Annotated in this window: 19 protein-coding genes and 2 pseudogenes; 16 read left to right on the top strand and 5 right to left on the bottom strand. The window is 55.1% G+C overall.

Going from position 1 to position 20,855, the window contains the following annotated elements; all coding sequences use genetic code 11:
- Positions 1-78: 78 nt before the first annotated feature.
- Both AB1462_RS14255 and AB1462_RS14250 read right to left on the bottom strand, forming a co-directional pair.
- Positions 79-828 (bottom strand): hypothetical protein, encoded by a 750-nt coding sequence (locus AB1462_RS14255; protein WP_367247001.1) that lies wholly within the window; start codon positions 826-828, stop codon positions 79-81.
- 720 nt (positions 829-1,548) lie between these two features.
- Positions 1,549-2,445 (bottom strand): LysR family transcriptional regulator, encoded by an 897-nt coding sequence (locus AB1462_RS14250; RefSeq protein ID WP_367246999.1) that lies wholly within the window; start codon positions 2,443-2,445, stop codon positions 1,549-1,551.
- A gap of 191 nt (positions 2,446-2,636) precedes the next feature.
- Between AB1462_RS14250 and AB1462_RS14245 the strand changes: the two genes are divergently transcribed.
- The 5 genes and pseudogenes from AB1462_RS14245 to AB1462_RS14225 all read left to right on the top strand — a co-directional run.
- Positions 2,637-3,197 (top strand): hypothetical protein, encoded by a 561-nt coding sequence (locus AB1462_RS14245; protein ID WP_367246998.1) that lies wholly within the window; start codon positions 2,637-2,639, stop codon positions 3,195-3,197.
- Between the two features lie 164 nt (positions 3,198-3,361).
- Positions 3,362-3,856, top strand: coding sequence for a hypothetical protein (locus tag AB1462_RS14240; RefSeq protein WP_367246997.1), 495 nt, complete (start codon positions 3,362-3,364; stop codon positions 3,854-3,856).
- A gap of 139 nt (positions 3,857-3,995) precedes the next feature.
- Positions 3,996-4,139: pseudogene (locus AB1462_RS14235) on the top strand (M20 family peptidase); the annotation flags it as partial.
- A gap of 276 nt (positions 4,140-4,415) precedes the next feature.
- Positions 4,416-4,781, top strand: a complete 366-nt coding sequence (locus AB1462_RS14230) for a limonene-1,2-epoxide hydrolase family protein (RefSeq protein ID WP_367246996.1) — start codon at positions 4,416-4,418, stop codon at positions 4,779-4,781.
- A 133-nt stretch (positions 4,782-4,914) separates the two neighbouring features.
- Positions 4,915-5,275: pseudogene (locus AB1462_RS14225) on the top strand (nuclear transport factor 2 family protein); the annotation flags it as partial.
- Positions 5,276-5,385: 110 nt separating this feature from the next.
- Here the strand turns inward: AB1462_RS14225 and AB1462_RS14220 are convergent.
- Positions 5,386-6,117 carry a RibD family protein gene (locus AB1462_RS14220; protein ID WP_367246994.1) on the bottom strand — a complete coding sequence of 244 codons (732 nt, stop codon included), beginning with the start codon at positions 6,115-6,117 and terminating at the stop codon, positions 5,386-5,388.
- 600 nt (positions 6,118-6,717) lie between these two features.
- Here AB1462_RS14220 and AB1462_RS14215 point away from each other — a divergent pair.
- Positions 6,718-7,131, top strand: a complete 414-nt coding sequence (locus AB1462_RS14215; protein WP_367246992.1) for a cyclophilin-like fold protein — start codon at positions 6,718-6,720, stop codon at positions 7,129-7,131.
- A gap of 202 nt (positions 7,132-7,333) precedes the next feature.
- Here the strand turns inward: AB1462_RS14215 and AB1462_RS14210 are convergent, their stop codons facing one another.
- Complete coding sequence (locus AB1462_RS14210) at positions 7,334-8,353, bottom strand: LysR substrate-binding domain-containing protein (protein ID WP_367246990.1); 1,020 nt, start codon at positions 8,351-8,353, stop codon at positions 7,334-7,336.
- A 75-nt stretch (positions 8,354-8,428) separates the two neighbouring features.
- Here AB1462_RS14210 and AB1462_RS14205 point away from each other — a divergent pair, with 75 nt between their 5' ends.
- The 3 genes from AB1462_RS14205 (at position 8,429) to AB1462_RS14195 (ending at position 10,587) form a co-directional block, all read left to right on the top strand.
- Entirely contained in the window at positions 8,429-8,986 is a 558-nt protein-coding gene (locus AB1462_RS14205; RefSeq protein ID WP_367246988.1) for a flavodoxin family protein, read from the top strand.
- 18 nt (positions 8,987-9,004) lie between these two features.
- Positions 9,005-10,069: an NAD(P)-dependent alcohol dehydrogenase gene (locus AB1462_RS14200; protein ID WP_367246986.1), complete on the top strand. Its 1,065-nt coding sequence runs from the start codon at positions 9,005-9,007 to the stop codon at positions 10,067-10,069.
- A 125-nt stretch (positions 10,070-10,194) separates the two neighbouring features.
- Complete coding sequence (locus tag AB1462_RS14195; protein WP_367246984.1) at positions 10,195-10,587, top strand: nuclear transport factor 2 family protein; 393 nt, start codon at positions 10,195-10,197, stop codon at positions 10,585-10,587.
- 137 nt (positions 10,588-10,724) lie between these two features.
- Here AB1462_RS14195 and AB1462_RS14190 read toward each other — a convergent pair whose 3' ends face one another.
- Positions 10,725-11,405 (bottom strand): class I SAM-dependent methyltransferase, encoded by a 681-nt coding sequence (locus tag AB1462_RS14190; protein ID WP_367246982.1) that lies wholly within the window; start codon positions 11,403-11,405, stop codon positions 10,725-10,727.
- Positions 11,406-12,298: 893 nt separating this feature from the next.
- Between AB1462_RS14190 and AB1462_RS14185 the strand changes: the two genes are divergently transcribed.
- The 7 genes from AB1462_RS14185 (at position 12,299) to AB1462_RS14155 (ending at position 20,689) form a co-directional block, all read left to right on the top strand.
- Complete coding sequence (locus tag AB1462_RS14185) at positions 12,299-12,652, top strand: cyclophilin-like fold protein (protein ID WP_367246980.1); 354 nt, start codon at positions 12,299-12,301, stop codon at positions 12,650-12,652.
- A gap of 307 nt (positions 12,653-12,959) precedes the next feature.
- Positions 12,960-14,006 (top strand): NAD(P)-dependent alcohol dehydrogenase, encoded by a 1,047-nt coding sequence (locus AB1462_RS14180; RefSeq protein ID WP_367246979.1) that lies wholly within the window; start codon positions 12,960-12,962, stop codon positions 14,004-14,006.
- Between the two features lie 123 nt (positions 14,007-14,129).
- On the top strand, positions 14,130-15,317 hold the full coding sequence (locus AB1462_RS14175) for an MFS transporter (RefSeq protein WP_367246977.1): 1,188 nt from the start codon (positions 14,130-14,132) through the stop codon (positions 15,315-15,317).
- Positions 15,318-15,520: 203 nt separating this feature from the next.
- Positions 15,521-15,979: a (2Fe-2S)-binding protein gene (locus AB1462_RS14170; RefSeq protein ID WP_367246975.1), complete on the top strand. Its 459-nt coding sequence runs from the start codon at positions 15,521-15,523 to the stop codon at positions 15,977-15,979.
- Positions 15,979-18,237 (top strand): molybdopterin cofactor-binding domain-containing protein, encoded by a 2,259-nt coding sequence (locus tag AB1462_RS14165; protein WP_367246973.1) that lies wholly within the window; start codon positions 15,979-15,981, stop codon positions 18,235-18,237. Before AB1462_RS14170 ends, AB1462_RS14165 begins: the two co-directional genes overlap by 1 nt.
- A 19-nt stretch (positions 18,238-18,256) precedes the next feature.
- On the top strand, positions 18,257-19,621 hold the full coding sequence (locus AB1462_RS14160; RefSeq protein WP_367246971.1) for a cytochrome c: 1,365 nt from the start codon (positions 18,257-18,259) through the stop codon (positions 19,619-19,621).
- A 156-nt stretch (positions 19,622-19,777) separates the two neighbouring features.
- Positions 19,778-20,689, top strand: a complete 912-nt coding sequence (locus tag AB1462_RS14155; RefSeq protein WP_367246969.1) for a LysR family transcriptional regulator — start codon at positions 19,778-19,780, stop codon at positions 20,687-20,689.
- Positions 20,690-20,855 lie beyond the last annotated feature (166 nt).

Here is a 20,855-nt window from a genome sequence, read left to right as displayed (position 1 = left end):
GAAGTGACCTGAATTGAATAGCAGAAATGTGGGAGAGTCATTGCACTGCAATAGGCGGCGTTGCAGTGCAATGACAACTCAACCTCCTAGAAGACTACGTCTACCAGCAGCAAACTTTTCATCAAGAGATCGTTTGCTCAATCCTGGCACTCCTTCATAGTGCGATGTGATCGAGTCAACTATCGAGGCTTGAGTCTTGAATACTGAGTTAGGTTTTCCCGCGGGAGACGAACCAAGCAGGGTTTCAAGTAGAGCACCGATGATACACTTATAACTAGCTTCGCTTCTGTCACTAAGCTCGCCGCGTGCTTCGTAGAGCAAGTGTAAGCGCTCTCTTTCTAATCCTATAGCTTTGAGCTCCTCTAGTAAAGTTTGATGTGCAGTCTCTTTCGCTTCGAGCTGGATTTCCAAAGCATCTCGGTGCGCTTGTAATGTTAGGTAAGTTTCAATGCTGATATTTTCCAGCTCGGTGATATTTTCCCCAAATAGGAATGCAGGGCGTTGCTCTGGATAATTATGAATCATCCATGATTTTAGGTCTGAATGCCTGACTGTTAGAAATCTGTGGTCGATGGGCGTTCCGGGTTGAACGGTTATCCCGAAATTGCCATAAGGAATTTCAAAACTCCGCACGGCATCAATAATTTTTTCGGTGTTGATATGTAGGCAGGGCCACTGGGGGAATTTTTTATCGAGTAAGTATGGGGTTTCCCATGCGATCTCGAGTATCCGAGCCTCATGATCCATGAGGCCGCACCACCTTATTGCTGCATCAATAGGCCGGTAAAACGTGCTCTCCAGTGGAATACAACTGTTGGCTGTGTACATGCTAGCCACCTCACTCCAAGAGGGAAGATCCGCTAGGTACGTTTTAGAGGCTGTACAAGCCTTAGCTTCCTTGCGGTGACTGTCTCTTCTTAAGACTTCTAAAGCAAAACGTCACCCTTGTTGTGGTTCGGGTGCGCGCGTCGTGTGTGGTACCTTCCTGTTTACTATCTTGTTGCGTACATGCCTGATGCTATCGTCGCCCTACTGGGTGAGACTCGCTTGAAATGGTCGGTTTCTGCTTGATAGTAGGTTTTCACTCCCGACACCGTTAGAGCAGAGGCTTTGGGTTCTTCCGATTAGCGACTTTAATGTGGGATGCAGTGGAAGTTAAAAGCCCATATCATTAGTCTGTACCACTATGAGTTGATAGTTTCGTGTGCCCTGGGATGGTAGCTGCGTGGCTGGTTGTCGTGCGACATAGCAGCGCATACATTATCATGTGTTTGGCTTCTCGTAACAGTCATGAAGCAGAATGCTCTCATGCGCCAAACTGATAAATAAAAATGGAGTTAAGATATTGCATATTTTCGTGTTGCGTCCTCGTTAGGATAGAAGCGTCATAACTAATTTATCGATAGTTATACTGATAAGGTCTATCCGCCTCTACATGTTCAGCGCGACGAACAAAACTTCCAGATGTCGCGATGCAGGTCAGGGACGACGATCACGACCTATTGTGGGTGGGCCTTGCATGTTCAGTTGAACCGGTCTGGCGCCGCTTCAGGGATGGCGCAGAGGCACACGTAGCGCATTAAGTACCAGCGAGAAAGCGGGCGAAGGGTGGCTTCGGCTAGGGTAGTACAGGTAGTAGCCAGGGAAAGGCGAGCACCAGTCTTCCAGCACGCGCACCAATCGCCCTTCCTCAAGGTGGGGCGCAAACTCTTCTTCAGGCAGGTAGGCAATACCCAACCCCGCTACCGCCGCGTCTACCATGCTGGGCGAGGTGTTAAAGATAAGCTGCCCATCCACCCGCACCTTTAATGCTTGGCCTCGACGCTCAAAGTCCCAAGTATAGAGCCCGCCCGCCGTCTGCATGCGCATGTTGATGCAATTGTGCTTGAGTAGGTCGCGCGGAATCTTGGGGGGCGGATGCTTCTCGAAGTAGGTGGGCGAAGCCGCGATCGCCATGCGCAACTGTGGCCCGATCGGAGCCGCTATCATGTCCTTGTCGATCGTGTCGCCCATTCGCACGCCGGCATCGAAGCGGTCGGCCACGATGTCCCGGAATCCATAGTTGATGTCGTACTCGATCTTGATGTCAGGGTATTTCAGCAGCAAGGGCGTGAGCTTGGGCAGCAGCGTCGTCCGAAGGATGTGCTCGCCGCAGGTGATCCTCACAGTGCCTGCAGGCTTATCCCGCATATCCGTCAGCTCATACAGCTGCGCGTTGATTTCGTCGAAGCGACGGCCGATGGCATTGAGCAAGCGCTCGCCAGCGGCCGTGGGCGACACGCTACGTGTCGTGCGCAACCGTATCTCCAGCCGTGCCTCCAGGCCGCTGATGGCCTGGCTGAGGGCTGATTGGGTAACGCCCAGCAGCGAGGCGGCGCGCGTGAAGCTGCCTTCCCGTGCCACCGTTACGAAATACAGCAGATCGTTGAGGTTTCGTTTGATCATGACTGAAATTTTTACATGGCGTATTAATTAGCACAACTAATATACCTTAGCAGAGTGTATTAGCTAGTCAGGCAGATCAACAAGCCCCAACATTCCAGGCATGAGTAATTGGAGCCGATGCCCCTAAGTTGGCAATGACACTAAGCCCAGCCGGTCTCGTGGTTCAAACGATGAACGCAGAGAGATGAAGAATGGCCAATACTGACCGCAAACGCATTCATGGACATGACACCGGATTACGCCGCCGCGCGCGCGTGATCCTTGGCGCTGTCGCGCTGGCGGCGGCCTCGCTGCTGCCAGCCTTGCCGGCGTTCGCGCATCACGGATGGCCCGGCTTCGACACCGACCGCCTCATCTACGTCGCCGGGGCGGTCTCCTCGGAGGGTGTGTGGGGTAATCCGCACTCACTCTTCGATATAACCCTGGACAGCAACCTGCCTGCCCGCACTCCTACGCTCACTATTCCAACGGAGTTGCAGGATCCTGAGGACAGTACTCGGGTGAATGCGGCTCTGTCGTATAAAGGTCCCCACAAAACGCTGGAGATAATCATCGCGCCACCGGCCTGGTCGGGCAGATGGGGCCTGGACCGCCCGCTGAAGATCGGGGAGCGTTTCCAGGCGGTCGGCTATATCAATCGGACAGACAACAGTCTGTTTCGGCCGGTCGTGTTCTGGTACGGGCATGACGCAGTACCTGTGAACCAGGTGCTAGGTAACACATTGCCGGTACGAGCGCCGATGGCGAAATAAGGCTTGCGCGACAGGTGCGAACGTCAACGCGAACACTAGATCAGGACCCGCAGTGCAAGACGCCGGAGTTTGGGTGGTGTCAACGGTATTCGGGATCGCCGCCGCGGCGGATGCGGATGTATTTCGCCACCTGCGCCATCGCCGCCAACGGAATTGAATGAACGATGTCTGAGTTGCTAAACTTTTTGCTGAAGCTTTTGCAGGGCTCTGCGCTCGGAGAAGCGGTGCGGAATTCTGAATTCCTCTATCCTATGCTTGAAGCTAGCCACATCCTTGGCATCGCTCTCCTTGTGGGTCCCGCTTTCACCTTCGATCTCCGTTTGCTAGGAGTAGGGCGCCGCGTAGTCTCTGTAACCACAGCCGCGCGTTCTCTGCTGCCCGTCTCCCACATTGGCTTTGCTATCGCATTTATCACGGGCATCGTATTGCTCAGCGCGCAGGCAACCGTGGTCGCAGGTACCGGCGCTGCGCCGTGGAAGTTTGGCCTGTTGATCCTCGCTTGCTTCAACGTACTGGTCTTCCACCGTGGTATCTACCGCCGCGTCAGTGAGTGGACGGATAGCGCCAAGACCCCCGTCGCCGCACGCGTTGGGGCAGGCGTGTCACTGATCGCATGGACAGGCGTAATCTTCGCCGGTCGGCTCCTCGCCTACACCTGATCTTTGACGTGTAGGAATGAGCCCTCCCAATCCCATCCCACTTAAAAGTTATCGAGTATGAGCGCGCAGGACGTCACGGCATGATTGCGGCGGCTTTGAAATCGTAGGGCTGTACCAGAAAGCCCTAACCGGGATACTCACGACAGAGAGGGGCGGAGCAGATATCTCTCACGTAAGCAAGTTCGTCAGCGCGAGTCTGGATGGACTTGGTGCATTAGGCGAAGCGACACACAGTGAAAACGAGACCATAGAGCTGAACTCTTTGGCCGTGGTGACTAAGCGATGCTTGACAAAGCGTACGCGTCGAGACGCCAGCGACGCTCCTCACGCGATCACCGCGGGCCCCGGCGAAGCCGTGCTCACTGAGCTAGCCGATCATCGTTGCGATTATGTCATTGCGCTTTCTCCGCGTGAGAGTGCACGGACAATCTTGAGCCTCTGGATGAGGTGGGTAAAATTGCGAGTTTGCGTTTTCCACAGGACTGATAAGCAGACTGGCTTGTCCAATCTGGCAAGTTCGCGGGTAGCGCCTTTAAAATAATCAAATGAGGTGAGAACGGTGTCTAACGAGAATGTTGAGATAGTAGAGCAGTTTTTCGAACGATCGGGTCGCTCTCTCCAGGAAGGACTGGATGCATTCGACGAGTTCTTCACCGCCGAGACGGTTTGGGAAAATGTAGGTGTCTCTCTTTCGACTGGTCCGGAGGAGGCCAAGAAAATCGTCGAGAATTTCCCCTTCCGCTACGAGACGATGACCGTAGACATGAAATTCATTGTCGCAAAGGGTCCAATCGTTTTTACCGAACGGGTGGACTATTTTCATTCGGCAGCGGGTGAAACGGTAATGACCGTACGTGTCTGCGGTATTTTCGAGATCGAAAGCGGTCGCATTCTGCGATGGCGCGATTATTTCCCTACCGCTTGAGTACGGCTATGTATCGCGCGATCCCGCCCCTGGTAAGCGGTCCACTTGTTGTGGCCGCGGGGCCGAGATCCCGAGGCTCTGCGGCGGAGCACCTGGAGACGGTTGCGGCTATGCTCGTGACCTGTCGATCCAAGTATACCGAACCGTAGCGCAAGCGCCGATCAACGTGAAGGACCGTGAGATTGCCGCGCTCTTTGATTGTTGGAACAGCGCGTTGCAGACCGATAACGCGCAATCGGTTGTCGACCTCTATGCGCCGGCTGCCGCTCAAGCCGGTAGGCCAGATCAACTACCGAGAAATCCCTCAACTGGGCAGCAACGTGGCAATGGACAGCGGCGTCTACACCCTTACCCTGACTGAGGCGACCGGCAAGGCTCGCCAGGTGCAGGCGCGCTTCACCTTCGTTTACGAACAGGTCGGCGGTCTGTGGAAGATTCTCAACCATCACTCTTCCGCGATGCCGGAAGCGCAGGTGCAGCACGCCGTAAAATGACCGTTATTCCAGCGTCCATACCCTGGAGGGTTGGGCGCATTCGCGATAGGTGATGCAAAGCACAGCGGATCTCGATACGAGCGTTAGTCCACCCACCGCAGCTATGGATTTTATAGTCGTGACGGCGTCTTCTCTACGAGATATCGGGCCCAGATAAAACCGTCATTGATGGATTGCGTACTGATATGGCGTAGGGTCTGACCGGATCCTGGTCGTTCGTCCTCCTTGCCATGGTATTCAAATATGCTTGGTATCCCGCTAAGACCATCAATGCCGGGATAAATCAAAAGACTGATTTCATCAATCAGGCCGGATTTCAAAAAGGTGCCATTAATCACGCCTCCGCCTTCGAGTAGCAGCATTTTTAACCCAAACTGGAGGCCTAGCATCGCTATCGCGTGCTCAAGGTTCTCACAACGAGGACCTGCGAAAAGATATGAAACACCCGCGTTTCGCAGTTCCTGCAGATACACATCTGATACCGAGTCGCAGAGAATAGTTATTACACGGTGTCCGTTATCAATGGTGTTCGTTTGGTAGTGCAACTTTCCAGAGGGGTCAATCACGACCGCAACCGGCTCCCCTGGATGGTGGGCTATGTAGTGGTCGCGCAGATCATTGTTCTCTCGCGGCGTCAGCGGTGTGCGTGAGGAAATACCATCGAACGCTTCCATTGTATTTCGGCCGATGATGAAGCCGTCGCCGCCTAGATGGTCGGCGATTGTCTCATAGTGGTCGTTGATGGTTTGCTCGCTGTTCCCATTGGGCAATGGTGTCCATCGGGAGGAAACAAGGCGACCGTCCACGGAACTGATCATGTGGCAAATGATTCGAGGGGGCATGAAATCGTAAATCCTCACTATGAGTGGGTGCGCGAACGGTGCTGTTTATCAGCGCTACCGTATCGAAGATTTTATTTTTACAGTGTGGCTGACTGAAGGCTAGCTGGGTGGAACGCATAGAGCTATGAGCAGGATTGATGGGTTTGCGTCAGGCGCACCCGGTAAGGATTTGGGAGGTACGCATCGGCGTAGTCTTTTGGCCGGGGACTGCAATTAATTGATCCAGCAGGTTCCCTGTCTATTTGGCATCGGTTCGACCCAAGAAAATCAAAACTAATTGTCCAATATGGCTCATGGTTGTATGCAATCTCAGGCCATGCGCCAATAAAATTATCGTTTTACATTAGCTTCCAATACCAAGGCTTCGCGCAGACCTTGTCTCTACGCGGTGTGCATCATCGGGGAGTGATTGCACTGCGATCAAATAGGTTAGTAAGCCTGTACACAAGCATGCCGTGTACATCAAAACTTCGCGTGACCTTTGAGTTTTACGAGCACACCTCCGACTCCATTTGAGAAGCTAGTTGCTTTCTTGCGAGCCAATATGAAGTTAGTAGTGAACTGACGCTTTTCATGGATGCTAGATAAAGGAGAACCGATATGCTCCGTGCTTTTTTAACTGCCAGTACACTGGCTCTTACATTTACAGCAGGAACTGCCTTGGCTCGGGAACAGATTTCCATCAGCTCAGAATGGGGCAATGTGACGGCCACGCTGGACGACAACGAGGCTACGCGAGCGCTTTTAAAGCATCTGCCAGTTACGATAGAGATGAGTGACCACCTGCGACAAGAGAAGACGGGTGATCTTCCTACTGGCCTGCCGCAGTCTTCTCGCCAGCAGGACTTCTCTGTAGGCACCTTGGGGCTTTGGGGGCCAGACCACTTTGTCATCTACTACCGTAGCGGTCGCGTCCCCCAGCCTGGAATCGTGATACTTGGAAAGGTCGAGGGTGATGTGTCGATCTTCGACAGGCCTGGCCCGATTAAGGTGCTGATAGAGCGAGCTAAATAAGGCGTTAGGTGTTTGTCGGTGCGAAACTGAGATTTTGGAAAGGACGGGATTTGTTGGGGCGTTTGGTCCTTGCTAGCTGCATTGCCGGCTGCCGCCCATTGCGGATGGAGATACCTGGCCCACGGCCAACCTAACCCATCGCGCACTGCCTGCAGGAGGCGACCAGACAACCGGCCGTGCCTCACCCTGCAGTGTGAAGGCGTCAAGCCGTGTACGCGCCCAGTGAGTCTAAAGGGACATGCAGCGCAGGGGTGGCGGCAAATGCTTCAAGCAGATAGTCCACTACAACGCGCACTCGCGGTGCGATCAACGCACGATGCGGATACTGGATCACCATCTCATAAACGCCTGGATGGTGCTGGTGGTGCATCACGACCTTCAGACTTCCCGACAGCAGGTGTTCCCAGGCGAGATGAACCGCTACCTGCGCGACGCCGACGCCTTTGAGCGCGGCCTCTACCAAAGCTTCCGGTGACGACAGTGTAAGGATGGCCGTATCCGTGGGGTCCAGCGTTGTAATACTGCCGTCTGCGGCAACGAAGCTCCAGGCATCGACACTTCCCCCCAAGAAGCGTCGCGCGATCAACTTGTGCTGGCGAAGGTCTGCCGTAGTTCGCGGAACGCCCCGGTGCTCAAGGTAGCCGACGGACGCAACGAGTACTGTGTTGAGGCGACACACTGGGCGCGAAATCAGGGCGGAATCGCGGATGTGTCCACCACGTACTGCCAAGTCGTATCCGTCACGGACCAGGTCAACCACCCGGTCGTCGAAGTCCAGCGCAATTGACAGGCTCGGCTGGCGCGACAGGAGCTCAGGGATTACGGGCATGAGCTGCCCTTGACCTATCGCCACGCTCGTCGAGATCCGAACACGCCCGTGTGGCTCTTCGCGTCCAGCTGCGATCGTATCGACGGCCGCATCCAGCGCATCCAGTGCGATCCGCGCTTGTCTTAGGAATGTCGCGCCTTCATCAGTGAGCTTGAGCGTACGTGTCGTACGATTGAGCAAGCGCACCCCCAGCGACTTCTCAAGCGTCGCGACGTTCTTGCTTATTGCTGCCGAGGTCACGCCCATCAAGCGTCCTGCGGCCGCAAAGCTGCCAGTGTCGGACGCTTGAACGAAGGACAGTATGGCGCGTACTCGATGTGATGGATCCATGCTGCCCTCAAGAAGTTTTGCCGAATGTGCAGGGCAATTATCAACATTAAGTTGATGGCTCATCAACTCATTCAATACTTCCGGTTGAATAAAATGGAACGCATGATGGAACCCTAACTCGCTATCGGGAAAAAACCCATGTCCATTTCCATCGTTTATGACAGCGGCTACGGCCATACCAAGAAGCAAGCAGAGGCTACCGCCGAGGGCGCGCGCAGCATTGCCGGAGTAGAGGTTCGACTTGTAGCCGTGGCTGATGGCCCGGTCGACTGGGAGGCGCTGGCCGCCAGCGAGGCTATCATCTTTGGCTCGCCCACCTACAACGGCACAATTAGCGCGCGTTTCAAGCAATTCATGGAGGACTCCACCAGGACCGCGTGGTTCCCGCAAGCGTGGCGCAACAAGATCGCTGCTGGTTTTACCAACTCCGGGTCCATGCACGGCGATAAACTCAACTCGCTTGTCACCTTAACCCTGTTCGCTGCGCAGCATGGCATGGTCTGGGTGGGGCTGGACCTGTTCCCTGGCAAAGCTGATGAGGAACTCAACCGCGTCGGCGGCTGGCTCGGTGCCATGGCCTACTCGAAAGACGAATCGCCGGAACTTTCACCCAATAAGGCTGACCTGGACACGGCGCGGCACCTTGGCAAACGCGTCGCCGAGTTGACCCAGCAATTTGTTGCAGGGCGTGCCTGATAAAGGGAGGACTGCCACATGAAAACCTTAGGATACGCCGCCCGATCGGCAACGGACTCCCTTGCCCAAATTCGGTTCGACCGGCGTGAGCCGCGTCCCGATGATATTGTTCTGGACGTTCTTTACTGCGGCGTCTGTCATACCGACCTGCATATCGCACGTAACCACGGCGGATATACCCGCTATCCGGTCGTACCCGGCCACGAAGTTATCGGCAAGGTCACTCAGGTCGGCAGTGGTGTCACGCGGTTCAAGGTCGGGGACACTGTCGGCGTTGGCTGCATGGTCGACTCCTGCCAACACTGCAATCCCTGCCAACAGGGCTTCGAACAGCACTGCGTAGAGGGTGCCACCTTCACCTACAACGGTACTGATCGTTACGATCAGCATACGACCCTCGGCGGTTACTCGAAGCAAATGGTGGTGTCAGAAAAATTCATCTTGCGCATCCCTGATGCACTCGACCCGGCTGGGGCGGCACCGCTGCTATGTGCCGGCATCACTACCTGGGAGCCGCTGAAGCAATGGCAGGCGGGTCCGGGTAAACATGTCGCCGTGGTCGGTCTTGGCGGGCTCGGCCATATGGCGTTGAAGCTAGCCAAGGCACTCGGTGCGCAGGTTACGCTCTTCACACGTTCGCCTGATAAGGAGGAGGACGCGCGCCGCCTCGGTGCCGACCATGTAGTGCTGTCTACTGATGAGAGTCAGATGGCCTCAGTGACAGGTATCTTCGATCTTATCGTCGACACTGTGCCCTACGAGCACGACGTAAATCCGTACCTGCCGACGTTGGCCCTCAACGGTACGCTGGTGCTGGTCGGATACATGGGGCCGCTGAACGAGCCTGTCTCGGCAGGTGCACTGGTATTCGGGCGAAAGGCTATTGCCGGCTCCTTCATCGGCGGCGTTGCGGCGACCCAGCAGATGCTGGATTTCTGTGGCGAGCACGGTATCGTCTCGGATGTTGAGGTGATCGGTATTCAACAGATCAACGAGGCCTACGACCGCCTGCTCAAAAGCGACGTCAAATACCGCTTCGTCATCGATCTGGCGTCCCTGCAGGACGACAGCGAAAGCGTTTGAGCACGCGCGGCACAGTGCTGTACACGCAGATAGCCTGCAGCGCTTAACTTCCCCGGCACTCCAATGAGTGCCGGAGTATTGAACGAAACCCGTTCGAGAATCTTCAATGACTAACGGAGAACACCATGTCCAAGGTTGAAAACATCGCGCTTGCTCGCCAGCTTTACGAGTCCGGCGCCTCACCGGAGGTCACTGCTAAGGTTATGGCAGCGGATATCGTCTGGGACATCACTCCGGGCTTTCCACAGGGTGGCCTCTATCACGGCTACGACAGCACGGTGAAAGACTTCTTCGGTCAATTCGTGCCGCTGTTCGCTTCCTGGGGGAGCGAGGCGCAGGAGTACTACGCTGATGATGAAAACCACGTGTTCGTAGTCGGCCTGTACCACGGTGTTACTAAGGACGGGAAGAAGGTGGACGTCCGATTTATGCATCTGTGGACAGTACGTGACGGACAGCTCGCCGCGCTAAAACAGACCGCCGACAGCTATGTCGTCCAGCACGCACTGGGTAACTGAACGGGTGTGCTATTGCACCGCCTCGTTCTAGCCTGAATTCGACGCAGGACGGACTTCGCCAGTCCTGCGTTAATCTCCTAACCCGCCGTATGGCGCGTCGCGACTGCATGTTAAATAATGGCTAATCAGCCGTCCGGTTACCTCTTGCGCAATATATACACTCGCCACATGGCGTAGAGCGGGATGAAGTCCAGGGATTGCTGAACACGAAAACCGGCTTGTTCAAACTCTGCCTCAACAGTAGCAGGCGGTAGCACGAACCGATTTTGATAAACTTCCTGCTCTCCTTTGTTGCGACGCCGCACTTCGGTACGCTTGCGTTTCCAAGCCTTGAAATTGCCGTCCACCCACAGCGAGAGAATTACGCTATCGCGTGTCACACGCTGAAATTCACGCAGTATCGCCAGCCTGTGCTCGGACTCGCCGATGTGGTGCATCAAGCGCATGCAGAATATGTTGTCGACCGCGTTGTCCGGCAAATCGATATCAAAGGCAGACGTCTTCAATGGGCGTACGCGTTTCACTACATCAGCCGGTTGAGCGACAGTTGCTACCTTCAACATCGACTCTGAGTTGTCGGCGCCGATGATTACACGGCTTTGCTTCTGCGCCAGTAACGGCCAGAATCGTCCGGCCCCACACGGCAAGTCCAACACCAGGCCAGGCTCGCCGGCTAAGGCCAGCGCATTACGCGCCAATTGCTCGTCGCGTTTGTGGGACAGGCGGCGAGCCAAGCTGCCCTGATGCTTGAGTAAATATTTCTGCGCATGCTCATCGTCATATTTTTCGGAAAATTCAAGCTTGGTTGGAGTAGGCATCAACGGATCTCCATTTAGTGTGTGAAGTAATGCCGCGGGACATGAACAGTAAAATCTCAATCCTGATTTGGCGCAGTCACTGCTATTGGGCGGAGTGTGGGCTTAGCTGAGTGTCTGTAGGGCGTTCATGGTCTGTCCGCGATCAGGAATGATCGTGACGCCTATTGTCGATAAGCCAGATGGGAATGCTCAAAAGTAGCGTGATCTTACAGCGGGGGTGACGGGGAGCCAGCTGCATGGATCGCATACAACCATGAGCTGAATTGATAGGTGGGCGTCAATGACATCACGGTGTCACCGGTGAGATTGGGGCTGGTAATGACGACTGGCAGTACCAGTGGTTCTGGCCAGATCAAACGGTACAGGCCTATGAAACGGTATAGGCCGTTGAAACAACGCTACGTTTGCTTTCGAAGGTTTCTTACCTGAGCACGATCAACGCAATGCTGCTTCGGATTACCGCGGTATTGATGGCGTGCTACGGGGTATGGAGTTTCTCGATACTGGGGGTATGGACGAAGTTAACGTTTAGTTAAAATCTAGACTTCTGGGATTTCACGGTCGTTGTTGTCTCCTTTTGGGTACTGGGTTGCCATGTTCTGCTTGGCGGTGATAATTGCTCATTACGTGATGGTGGTCGCGCGAGTGATCGTTTTGTCGCCTACCGTTAACGAGTAAAGCGGCTGTGCCGGACGCCAAAGAGCCGCGCATGGAACGCTAAACTCAGCAGCTTTAGGTAAAAATATCCCATGGCAACGCACGAGCGAGCATCCTCCTCGTTCTCTTCTCTTCACCGATACTGTAGGCGGCGGTCAATACGAGTCAGGTCGGTGTCCAGGATGTATCCCGCAATGCATTGGATCAAAGTGGAGCAACAATAAAGTGGAGCAACAATGAAGATACGCATTGATGTCGCAGGCGGCCCGGTTACGGCAACTCTCGACAACAACCAGTCCTCCCAGGACTTCGTTAAACAGCTTCCGATGACGCTGACACTGGAAGACTACGCATCGACGGAGAAGATTAGTGACCTGCCCGCGCCATTAAATATTCAAGGCGCGCCGGCTGGTTTCACACCTTCACCGGGTGACATTACCTTCTACGCGCCTTGGGGAAATCTTGCCATTTTTCACAAAGGCTTCAAGTACTCGAGTGGCCTTATTCAGCTCGGTAGGATTGACTCTGGCCTTGAACTCCTCGCACGCCCAGGCCCGATTAAAGTGACGATCAAACTTGTGAGTGAGTAGCTTCAGAAGATGCCGGAATTGCACCGGCCAAAGCTGAGCGACCGTGGCTTGGACGCTCAGCAGTGTTCGTTATCTTGTCGGTTGCAACCCGGCTATCTAAAACCCATCAATGATTGATTGATCCAGATGCAAATGGCCTGGAAATTAGATTTTCGGGTGTCGGTTATTTGCATGCTTGCGTACGTATTGTTCAATTTGGCTCATCTATGCATTCGTTGTTTTACCCTGTTTATTCGCCTGAGGCTGTCATAGATTTGTCTCAAGCACGTCTGTTGGGCGGCACGAATTAAAGAGACAGGAGTTGGACATGACTGTGAAAGCCTATGGTGCTTACGCTGGCGACAAACCGTTGGAACCGCTGAATATCGACCGTCGCACAACGCAAGCGCACGATGTTCAGATTGATATTGCCTATTGCGGCGTTTGTCACTCTGACCTGCACCAAGTGCGTGGTGAGTGGGCCGGAACGCAGTTCCCTTGTGTTCCAGGCCACGAGATCGTCGGCCGAGTCGCCGCGGTAGGTAGCCATGTTTCCGACTTTCGTCCGGGTGATCTCGTCGGTATCGGCTGCATTGTCGACAGCTGCAAGCATTGTGAGGAATGCGATGTGGGCCTGGAGAACTATTGCGATGGTATGACCGGGACCTACAATTTCCCGACGGCAGACGCACCTGGCTACACATTGGGCGGTTACTCGCAGCAGATTGTGGTGCATGAGCGCTATGTGCTGCGCATTCGGCATCCAGAAGAGCAACTTGCCGCCGTAGCCCCACTCCTGTGCGCAGGTATTACTACCTATTCGCCCCTTCGGCATTGGGGGGCAGGGCCTGGCAAAAAGGTTGGGATCGTCGGTATCGGTGGGCTTGGTCACATGGGGATCAAGCTCGCACATGCGATGGGTGCGCACGTGGTTGCTTTCACGACGTCTGAATCCAAGCGTGAGGCTGCCAGGTTGCTCGGTGCGGACGAGACGGTGGTCTCGCATAACGCCGAAGAGATGAAGGCCCACGCGAAAAGCTTCGACCTGATCATCAATACCGTGGCCGCTGCACATGATCTTGACATGTTCGTCACCTTGCTCAAGCGGGATGGAACGATGGCTCTGGTCGGCGCGCCTTCTTCACCGCACGCTTCGCCGAACGTAATGAACTTGATCACCAAGCGTCGTTCGATTGCCGGCTCCATGATCGGTGGCATTCCTGAAACACAGCAGATGCTGGATTTTTGCGCGGAGCACGGCATCGTGTCGGATATTGAGTTGATCGGCGCAGATCAGATCAATGAGTCTTACGAGCGCATGCTCAAAGGTGACGTGAAGTACCGATTCGTGATCGATAACTCGACGTTGAACTGATGAAATTCTTCGGTTAATGCCCCGCTAATTTACAGCCCGTTTCGATAGCAAATTCGTCCAGGTTCAACGCTGTTGAACCTGTACTTTCGCGTTTTTGCGTCTTGAACTTTTCGAGTACACATTATGACAGACTCCTCTTTGTTACCTGTTTCCTCCGGACGCCAGATGAGGAGCGCTATAGGTTCTATGGCGATGTGCGTGGCGATGTTGATATCCGCTGAATTCATGCCAGTCAGTCTGCTGACGCCGATTGCAGACGACTTGCATGCAACTCAGGGCATGGCGGGGCAGGCCATTTCGATCTCGGGATTCTTTGCTGTCTTGGCGAGTTTGTTCATTGCACCTATCGCCGGACGGTTTGATCGGCGTTATGTATTGATGAGCATGACCGTGTTGATGTTGCTGTCACTGATTCTGATAGCGATAGCGCCCAACTTCACGCTTCTGATGGCTGCGCGTGCGCTTCTCGGTTTGGCGATTGGCGGGTTCTGGTCACTTGCGACAGCCACGGTTATTCAGCTGGTTCCTGCTGATCACGTTGCCAAATCCCTTGGCACTATTTACATGGGCAATGCGTTGGCTACTGCATTCGCGGCGCCAGTGGGGGCTTATCTGGGAGGTCACTTCGGATGGCGACTGGTGTTCGCGGGATTGGTCCCGTTAGTGATAGCCAGCTTGTGTTGGCAGTTCAAGAGTCTGCCGTCAATGCCGCCCCAGGCAACCATCCCGGTGACTCGGCTGTTTGGGCTGTTGAAACGTAAACATGTTGCGTTCGGCATGCTTGGAGTCGGCTTGTCTTTCTCCGGCGCATTCGCGGCGTTCACCTACTTTCGTCCATTTCTGGAAGATGAGACGGGCGTGAGTTCAGACGGCCTGTCATTTTTGTTGCTCTGTTTGGGGCTTGCCGGTTTTGCAGGAACTTATGCGGTCAGCTCGATGCTGCAAAGGAATCTTCTTTACCGTCTTCTGCTTTGGTTGCCAATCGCACTGGCTGTTTTGACCTTGGGGCTTGTGGGTTTTGGGCATGTGTTTTGGGGCGTGGCCTGCATGCTGGTGGGTTGGGGGGCACTGAATGCGGCGCTCCCTGTGTGCTGGTCAACGTGGCTTGCGCAGGAGATTAGCGACGAGCCCGAAAGCGGAGGTGGTTTGATGGTCGCTTCGATTCAACTGGCGATAATGCTCGGTGGATCTTTCGGCGGCCACTTGCTCGACAGCATTAACGTCGCCGCACCGTTGATCGGAGGCGCGGCGTTGCTGGTTCTGTGTGCGTTGGTGATCGGTAACGGTAGTCGTCTTAAGCGCGTTGTTTAGTTTTGAGTGGCGCAGTAATCACCATGTTGATGTGCCATAGAAATACTTCGATATTTCGCATTACGCGTTTTTATTCATAGAGCCTAGAAGGCCACTGAATGATTGCCCCCACAGAGTGCATGGTACTTTCAAACGATGTATGGGCAGCCATCAAACGATGCCCCGTCAGTAGCCCTTATTAGAGCCAAGATGGCTGGAGAGTTATGGAGCTTCAGATTAACGACAAGACCTATCAGGTTGAAGCTGATAGCGACACTCCGCTCCTGTGGGTGATTCGTGACGAGCTCGGTCTGACGGGAACAAAGTACGGCTGTGGTCTCGCTCAATGTGGTGCTTGCTCGGTCTTGATCGACGGCGTTGTAGCACGGTCATGCGTCATCCCCATCGTCGGTGTATCCGGCCGTAAGATCACCACAATTGAGGCGATAGAGCAGGACGATGTAGGCCAACGTGTCGTGGCCTCCTGGGTCAAACACCAAGTGGCACAGTGCGGGTACTGCCAGTCAGGTCAAGTGATGGCAGCGACCGCTCTTATCAAGCAAACCCCGCATCCGACAGATCAACAAATTGAAGCCGCGATGGTCAATCTGTGCCGCTGTGGGACCTATAACGCGATCAGTGCCGCAGTCCACGAAGTAGCTGGCGAAGAAAGGAAGGCATGATGACAAAGCAGGCGGATAAGGCCTTGGTGGGCGATGTGTTTCCGTCGGGGGATGCCACCAATATCTCCCGGCGCGGTTTCTTGCTCGCTTCGGCAGGCACTGTGGCCGGCGCCTTCGTTCTTGGCTTCGGACTACCGATCGGTCAGGCACGTGCCGACGCTAGCGCGCAGGCTGCCCCCCCAGGAACACGAGTTCCAGCATTTCTCGAGATCCGTCCGGATAACACAATCCGCCTGCAGTGCCCTTTCATTGAGGGTGGGCAGGGCATCTTCACTGCAATGGCACAGATCGTGGGTGAGGAACTTGATGCTGATCCGCAGAGTTTTACCGTAGTGAACGCTCCTCCTGGCTCTGACTACACAGTCATGGATGGCGGTAAGCGATTCACGGGTGGTAGCCAGTCCGTAAGGTCAAGTTATCTTACGATGCGGCGTCTCGGAGCGCTTGCTCGTCAGATGCTGCTGCAAGCTGGCGCAAGCCGCCTCGGAGTGCCAATTGGGGCGCTCACCACTCAGCCAGGGCTGGTTGTGCACGCCAGCTCGGGGCGTACGCTAACGTACGGTGAGCTTGCAGGGCTTGCTATGGATCTTCTGGTGCCTGATCCGGAGGGTATCAAGCTCAGGGATCCTAGTGAGTTTCGCTGGATTGGTAAGTCGGTTGGGCGTTTGGATGTTTACGATAAGTCTACGGGCAAGGCGACCTACACCATCGATTGCCAAGTTGAAGGGATGCTACATGCGGCAGTGCAACATGCACCGCGGCTGGGGTTGAACGTGGGTTCCATTCGGAACGAAGACGCGATCAAGCTCATGAAGGGCGTGCATTCTATCCACCGTCTGCCCGGAGCGGTCGCGGTCGTCGCGCAACGATGGTGGCATGCCAAGGTCGCCGCTGAAGCTGTTCAGGTCGACTGGAGTGAACCTGCGCCCGATTCTTCTCGACGATACATGCCCGCCGATTTCTCGACGGCGGCGTTGAGTGAGTTGCTGGCCAATGAGTCGGGCCCGGGTGAGGACGCCGAAACGGTGGGAGACGCTATCAATGTGCTGGGCAGTGCCCGCACCGTGGTGACGGCGACTTATAACTGCCCCTACGTCCATCACGCGCAACTTGAGCCGCCTTCGACGCTGGCGCGGTATAACCCAGACGGCACACTGGAGCTATGGATACCCAATCAGGCCCCTGATTTATTTCTGTCTGACGTGGCCAAGCGGACGGGGCTTGATCCCTCCAAGATCGTTATTCACTCGCCCCTGTTGGGCGGCTTTTTTGGACGTCATTTCTTATACGAAGCTGCCAGCCCTTACCCGCAGGCCATCCAGTTGGCGAAAGAGACGGGTCGCCCTATCAAATTGATCTGGAGCCGCGAGGAGGAGTTCTTGCGAGACCCTCTGCGACCAATGGCTGCTGTGCGATTTCGCGGCGCGCTTGATGCTCAAGGTATGCCCATTGCTATCGAAGCCATCACCGCTTGCGAAGGCGCAACCGAAGGCGTCAGTAACAAGCGCAGTGGGAAGATTGACACGACAGCAACGGAGGGGTTGGCGGGTAAGGTCTACGACATTCCAAACCGGCGGACGGCCCACCTCTATGTAAAAAATCCGACGATGCTGGCTTATTGGCGTTCTGTCGGGCACTCAATGAATGATTTCTTCTATGAGACGTTCCTTGATGAGCTGGCTGACAAGGGCGGACAGGATCCGTTTGAGCTTCGTATGAGACTGCTGCGGGGGAATCAGCGACTGACGAATCTGCTTCAAGCAGTGGCCGAATTGTCCGGTGGCTGGAAGCGTGGCCCTTTTACCGCGGAGGATGGGACTATGCGCGCCCGCGGCGTCGCCATGGCTACACCCTTTGGCACAGAGACGGCAGTGATCGCGGAGGTTTCGATCAAAAATGGCCAAGTCAAGGTGCATGATATTTGGCAGGCGATCGATCCAGGCAGCATCGTGAACCCGGCCATTATAGATGCCCAGGTCAACTCTGCCGTTGCTCTCGGACTTTCGCAGGTCTTGATTGAAGAGGCGGTTTACAAAGACGGCATGCCAGTGGCTCGTAACTATGACTTGTACCCCATCTTGCCTCTCGATCGCATGGCGCGCGTGCACGTCAAGATCATCGAGAGTGGAGCAACGATGGGAGGGATTGGTGAGCCCCCTCTACCGGCTGTTCCTCCAGCTGTTGCGAACGCGGTTTCGATATTGACCGGACAACGCATTCGTAGCATGCCGCTTTCTCAATACACCTTCAAAAGCTAGCATGACGGATACAGCACCCATGACGAAAAGAAGGTTTAAAAAAGCCGTTGCTATCCTATTGCCGCTTTGCGTCATCGTGGGCGCCTCATTAGCGTGGTTTGTCACGCGCACACCGTCGTCGCCCTTTGACGGTTTTGCGAGCACTGAAAAACCGTCAACCGAGTTGATGGGGCGTGGAGAATACGTGGCGCGTCTAAGTGACTGCGTTGCCTGCCACACGACGCCACGCGGCGCGCCGTTCGCTGGCGGGCTTGAGATGGCAACCCCTATGGGGTCGATCTTTGCCACTAACATCACGCCGGACAAGGAAACGGGCATTGGTCGCTACAGTCTCGCGGACTTCGACAGGGCAGTACGCTTGGGCGTTGCCAGTGATGGGCATCGGCTTTACCCGGCGATGCCCTATCCGTCCTACGCCAAGCTGACTCAGGATGATGTACGCGCGCTCTATGCCTATTTCATGCACGCTGTTCCGGCGGTTCGTCAGGAAAACAAACACGCAGAGATACCGTGGCCGCTGAACATGCGCTGGCCGTTGGCTATGTGGAATGCGGTGTTTTCAGAGACTGACAGCTTTCAGCCGCAAGCATCAAAAGACCCGCAGTGGCAGCGGGGCGCTTACATCGTTCAAGGGCCGGGGCACTGCGGCAGTTGCCACACGCCACGTGGCTTGGCGATGAATGAGAAAGCACTTGATGACAGTAGCCCGCTCTACCTCTCTGGCGCTCTGCTGGACGGCTGGTACGCGCCCAGTCTTCGGGGAAATTCGAACACAGGGCTTGGTCGCTGGACTGAAAGCGATGTACATCAGTTCCTCAAGACCGGCCGTAACGAGCTTGCCGTCGTATTCGGGTCGATGGCCGAAGTGTTCAATAACTCAACGCAGTTCATGACGGATGATGACGTGAAGGCTATCGCGCACTATCTTAAGTCGCTGCCGGGAGATCCTCAACGCGACGGGCCGCCTTACGAATATGATGCGGCGTCCAACCGCTCTCTGGCGCTCGATCAGCGAGCGAACGTTCCGGGAGCGCAGACCTACATTGCCAAATGCAGCTCATGTCATGGGGCGGATGGGCGTGGTCAGGGCCAATGGGTACCGCCTCTCGCGGGCTCGACATCGTCCATGGTTACCCAGAACGCTTCCTCCATCAATGTGACGCTCAATGGTTCTGCGCGCGTGGTAGCTGATGGCGTTCCGGACAGCTATCGCATGCCACCGTTTCGTAAACAACTCTCCGATCAGGAGATGGCCGACGTCTTGACCTTTGTTCGCACTTCATGGGGAAACAGAGGCGGTGGTGTCAGGTCGGATGAAGTGAAAGAGCTGCGCGAACGGACGAGCCCCGCGAGCAGTAACGCCATTATTTTACAAATGCGCTGATGAGGGGTGTCGGGCAACGTCTTCGATGGTCAGTGTTGCAGCGGTGGCCCATTGACTTGGCTGCCCCGGATGCCGGGCGGCCGTATCCACGCTGGGCGAACAGATACAGGCGCCCGAGGGGCCGCTTGGTTGTTTCATACTAATGGCGGGGAAATAATGCAGCTGACGCGTGCCAATTTTGGCGATTTTATCTATTTTTTGGCCGTCGCCCGCCATTCCAGCTTCAGTCGTGCGGGTGTTGACGTGGGGGTCAGCGCGTCTGCACTGAGCCATGCGGTCAAGGGGCTGGAAGCGCGATTGGGTGTTCGCTTGCTCAATCGTACGACGCGCAGCGTAACCCTGACGGCGGCCGGTGAGGAACTGCTGGCATTGATAAGCGAACCTGTCGAGAAAATCGACCAGGCGATTGAGCTGTTGAACAAGTTCCGCGATGAACCCACCGGTCGTATACGGCTGAATGTATTCAGTGACGCGGCGCTCCTGCTGTTGGCGCCGGTGTTAACGACGTTTGCTCGTCGTTATCCGAGTATCGAAGTGGATATCTCAACCACCAACAGCATGGTGGACATTGTTGAGGGGGGATTTGACGCCGGAATCAGGTATGGCGCAACCGTACCTGAAGGCATGATTGCCCAACGCCTTTCACCACCCGTCCGTTGGGTAGTGGTAGGTACTCCGGATTACCTCAACCGATACGGTATCCCGTTGCACCCGGAGGACTTGAAGCAGCACAACTGTTTGAGGTTTCGTCTAGGCAACGGTCGAATGTACAACTGGGAGTTCGAAAAAGACGGTGAAAAATTAGAGATCCCCGTGTCGGGCGGTGTTGTATTGGATGAGACGCGCGTAATGCTCGCCATGGTTGCCCAGGGCGAGGCACTTACTTACGTTGCCGAACCTGTTGTCGCGCCGCTTTTAGCCAATGGTACCTTGCAAAGGGTGTTGGAAGAGTGGGCCAGTGTGGGACCAGGCTTTCATATCTACTACTCAAGTTACCGGCAGATGCCGACGGCTCTTCGCCTATTGATTGATCTCATCAAAGAGTTACGTCCGATTGGACAGTTTTAGAAGCCACAGCCTCTTCAAAGCCCCGTCAATAGCAGAGTCGGCTGAAACGTTTGGTCGGCAAGAAATTATGACGACCGCTGGTTATTGCGGCGGGTTGTGTTGTCCAGGGTCCCCCCCGTTTTTATTTATTACTCATTGAGTCCCACGCGCACGAACGTCCTCAAGT

Origin of the sequence: Pseudomonas sp. SB113, from assembly GCF_040754745.1 — a bacterium.
Lineage (GTDB): Bacteria > Pseudomonadota > Gammaproteobacteria > Pseudomonadales > Pseudomonadaceae > Aquipseudomonas > Aquipseudomonas grimontii.
This window is presented reverse-complemented; position numbering and strand designations above follow the sequence as displayed.

Bases quoted from the DNA above. Each gene is read 5' to 3' on its own strand.
- AB1462_RS14250 (WP_367246999.1), bottom strand. From the start codon at position 2,445: ATGATCAAACGAAACCTCAACGATCTGCTGTATTTCGTAACGGTGGCA.
- AB1462_RS14240 (WP_367246997.1), top strand. From the start codon at position 3,362: ATGTCTGAGTTGCTAAACTTTTTGCTGAAGCTTTTGCAGGGCTCTGCG.
- AB1462_RS14255 (WP_367247001.1), bottom strand. From the start codon at position 828: ATGTACACAGCCAACAGTTGTATTCCACTGGAGAGCACGTTTTACCGG.
- AB1462_RS14170 (WP_367246975.1), top strand. From the start codon at position 15,521: ATGGAGCTTCAGATTAACGACAAGACCTATCAGGTTGAAGCTGATAGC.
- AB1462_RS14180 (WP_367246979.1), top strand. From the start codon at position 12,960: ATGACTGTGAAAGCCTATGGTGCTTACGCTGGCGACAAACCGTTGGAA.
- AB1462_RS14220 (WP_367246994.1), bottom strand. From the start codon at position 6,117: ATGCCCCCTCGAATCATTTGCCACATGATCAGTTCCGTGGACGGTCGC.
- AB1462_RS14155 (WP_367246969.1), top strand. From the start codon at position 19,778: ATGCAGCTGACGCGTGCCAATTTTGGCGATTTTATCTATTTTTTGGCC.
- AB1462_RS14185 (WP_367246980.1), top strand. From the start codon at position 12,299: ATGAAGATACGCATTGATGTCGCAGGCGGCCCGGTTACGGCAACTCTC.
- AB1462_RS14205 (WP_367246988.1), top strand. From the start codon at position 8,429: ATGTCCATTTCCATCGTTTATGACAGCGGCTACGGCCATACCAAGAAG.
- AB1462_RS14165 (WP_367246973.1), top strand. From the start codon at position 15,979: ATGACAAAGCAGGCGGATAAGGCCTTGGTGGGCGATGTGTTTCCGTCG.
- AB1462_RS14245 (WP_367246998.1), top strand. From the start codon at position 2,637: ATGGCCAATACTGACCGCAAACGCATTCATGGACATGACACCGGATTA.
- AB1462_RS14215 (WP_367246992.1), top strand. From the start codon at position 6,718: ATGCTCCGTGCTTTTTTAACTGCCAGTACACTGGCTCTTACATTTACA.
- AB1462_RS14175 (WP_367246977.1), top strand. From the start codon at position 14,130: ATGACAGACTCCTCTTTGTTACCTGTTTCCTCCGGACGCCAGATGAGG.
- AB1462_RS14190 (WP_367246982.1), bottom strand. From the start codon at position 11,405: ATGCCTACTCCAACCAAGCTTGAATTTTCCGAAAAATATGACGATGAG.
- AB1462_RS14160 (WP_367246971.1), top strand. From the start codon at position 18,257: ATGACGAAAAGAAGGTTTAAAAAAGCCGTTGCTATCCTATTGCCGCTT.
- AB1462_RS14200 (WP_367246986.1), top strand. From the start codon at position 9,005: ATGAAAACCTTAGGATACGCCGCCCGATCGGCAACGGACTCCCTTGCC.
- AB1462_RS14195 (WP_367246984.1), top strand. From the start codon at position 10,195: ATGTCCAAGGTTGAAAACATCGCGCTTGCTCGCCAGCTTTACGAGTCC.
- AB1462_RS14210 (WP_367246990.1), bottom strand. From the start codon at position 8,353: ATGAGCCATCAACTTAATGTTGATAATTGCCCTGCACATTCGGCAAAA.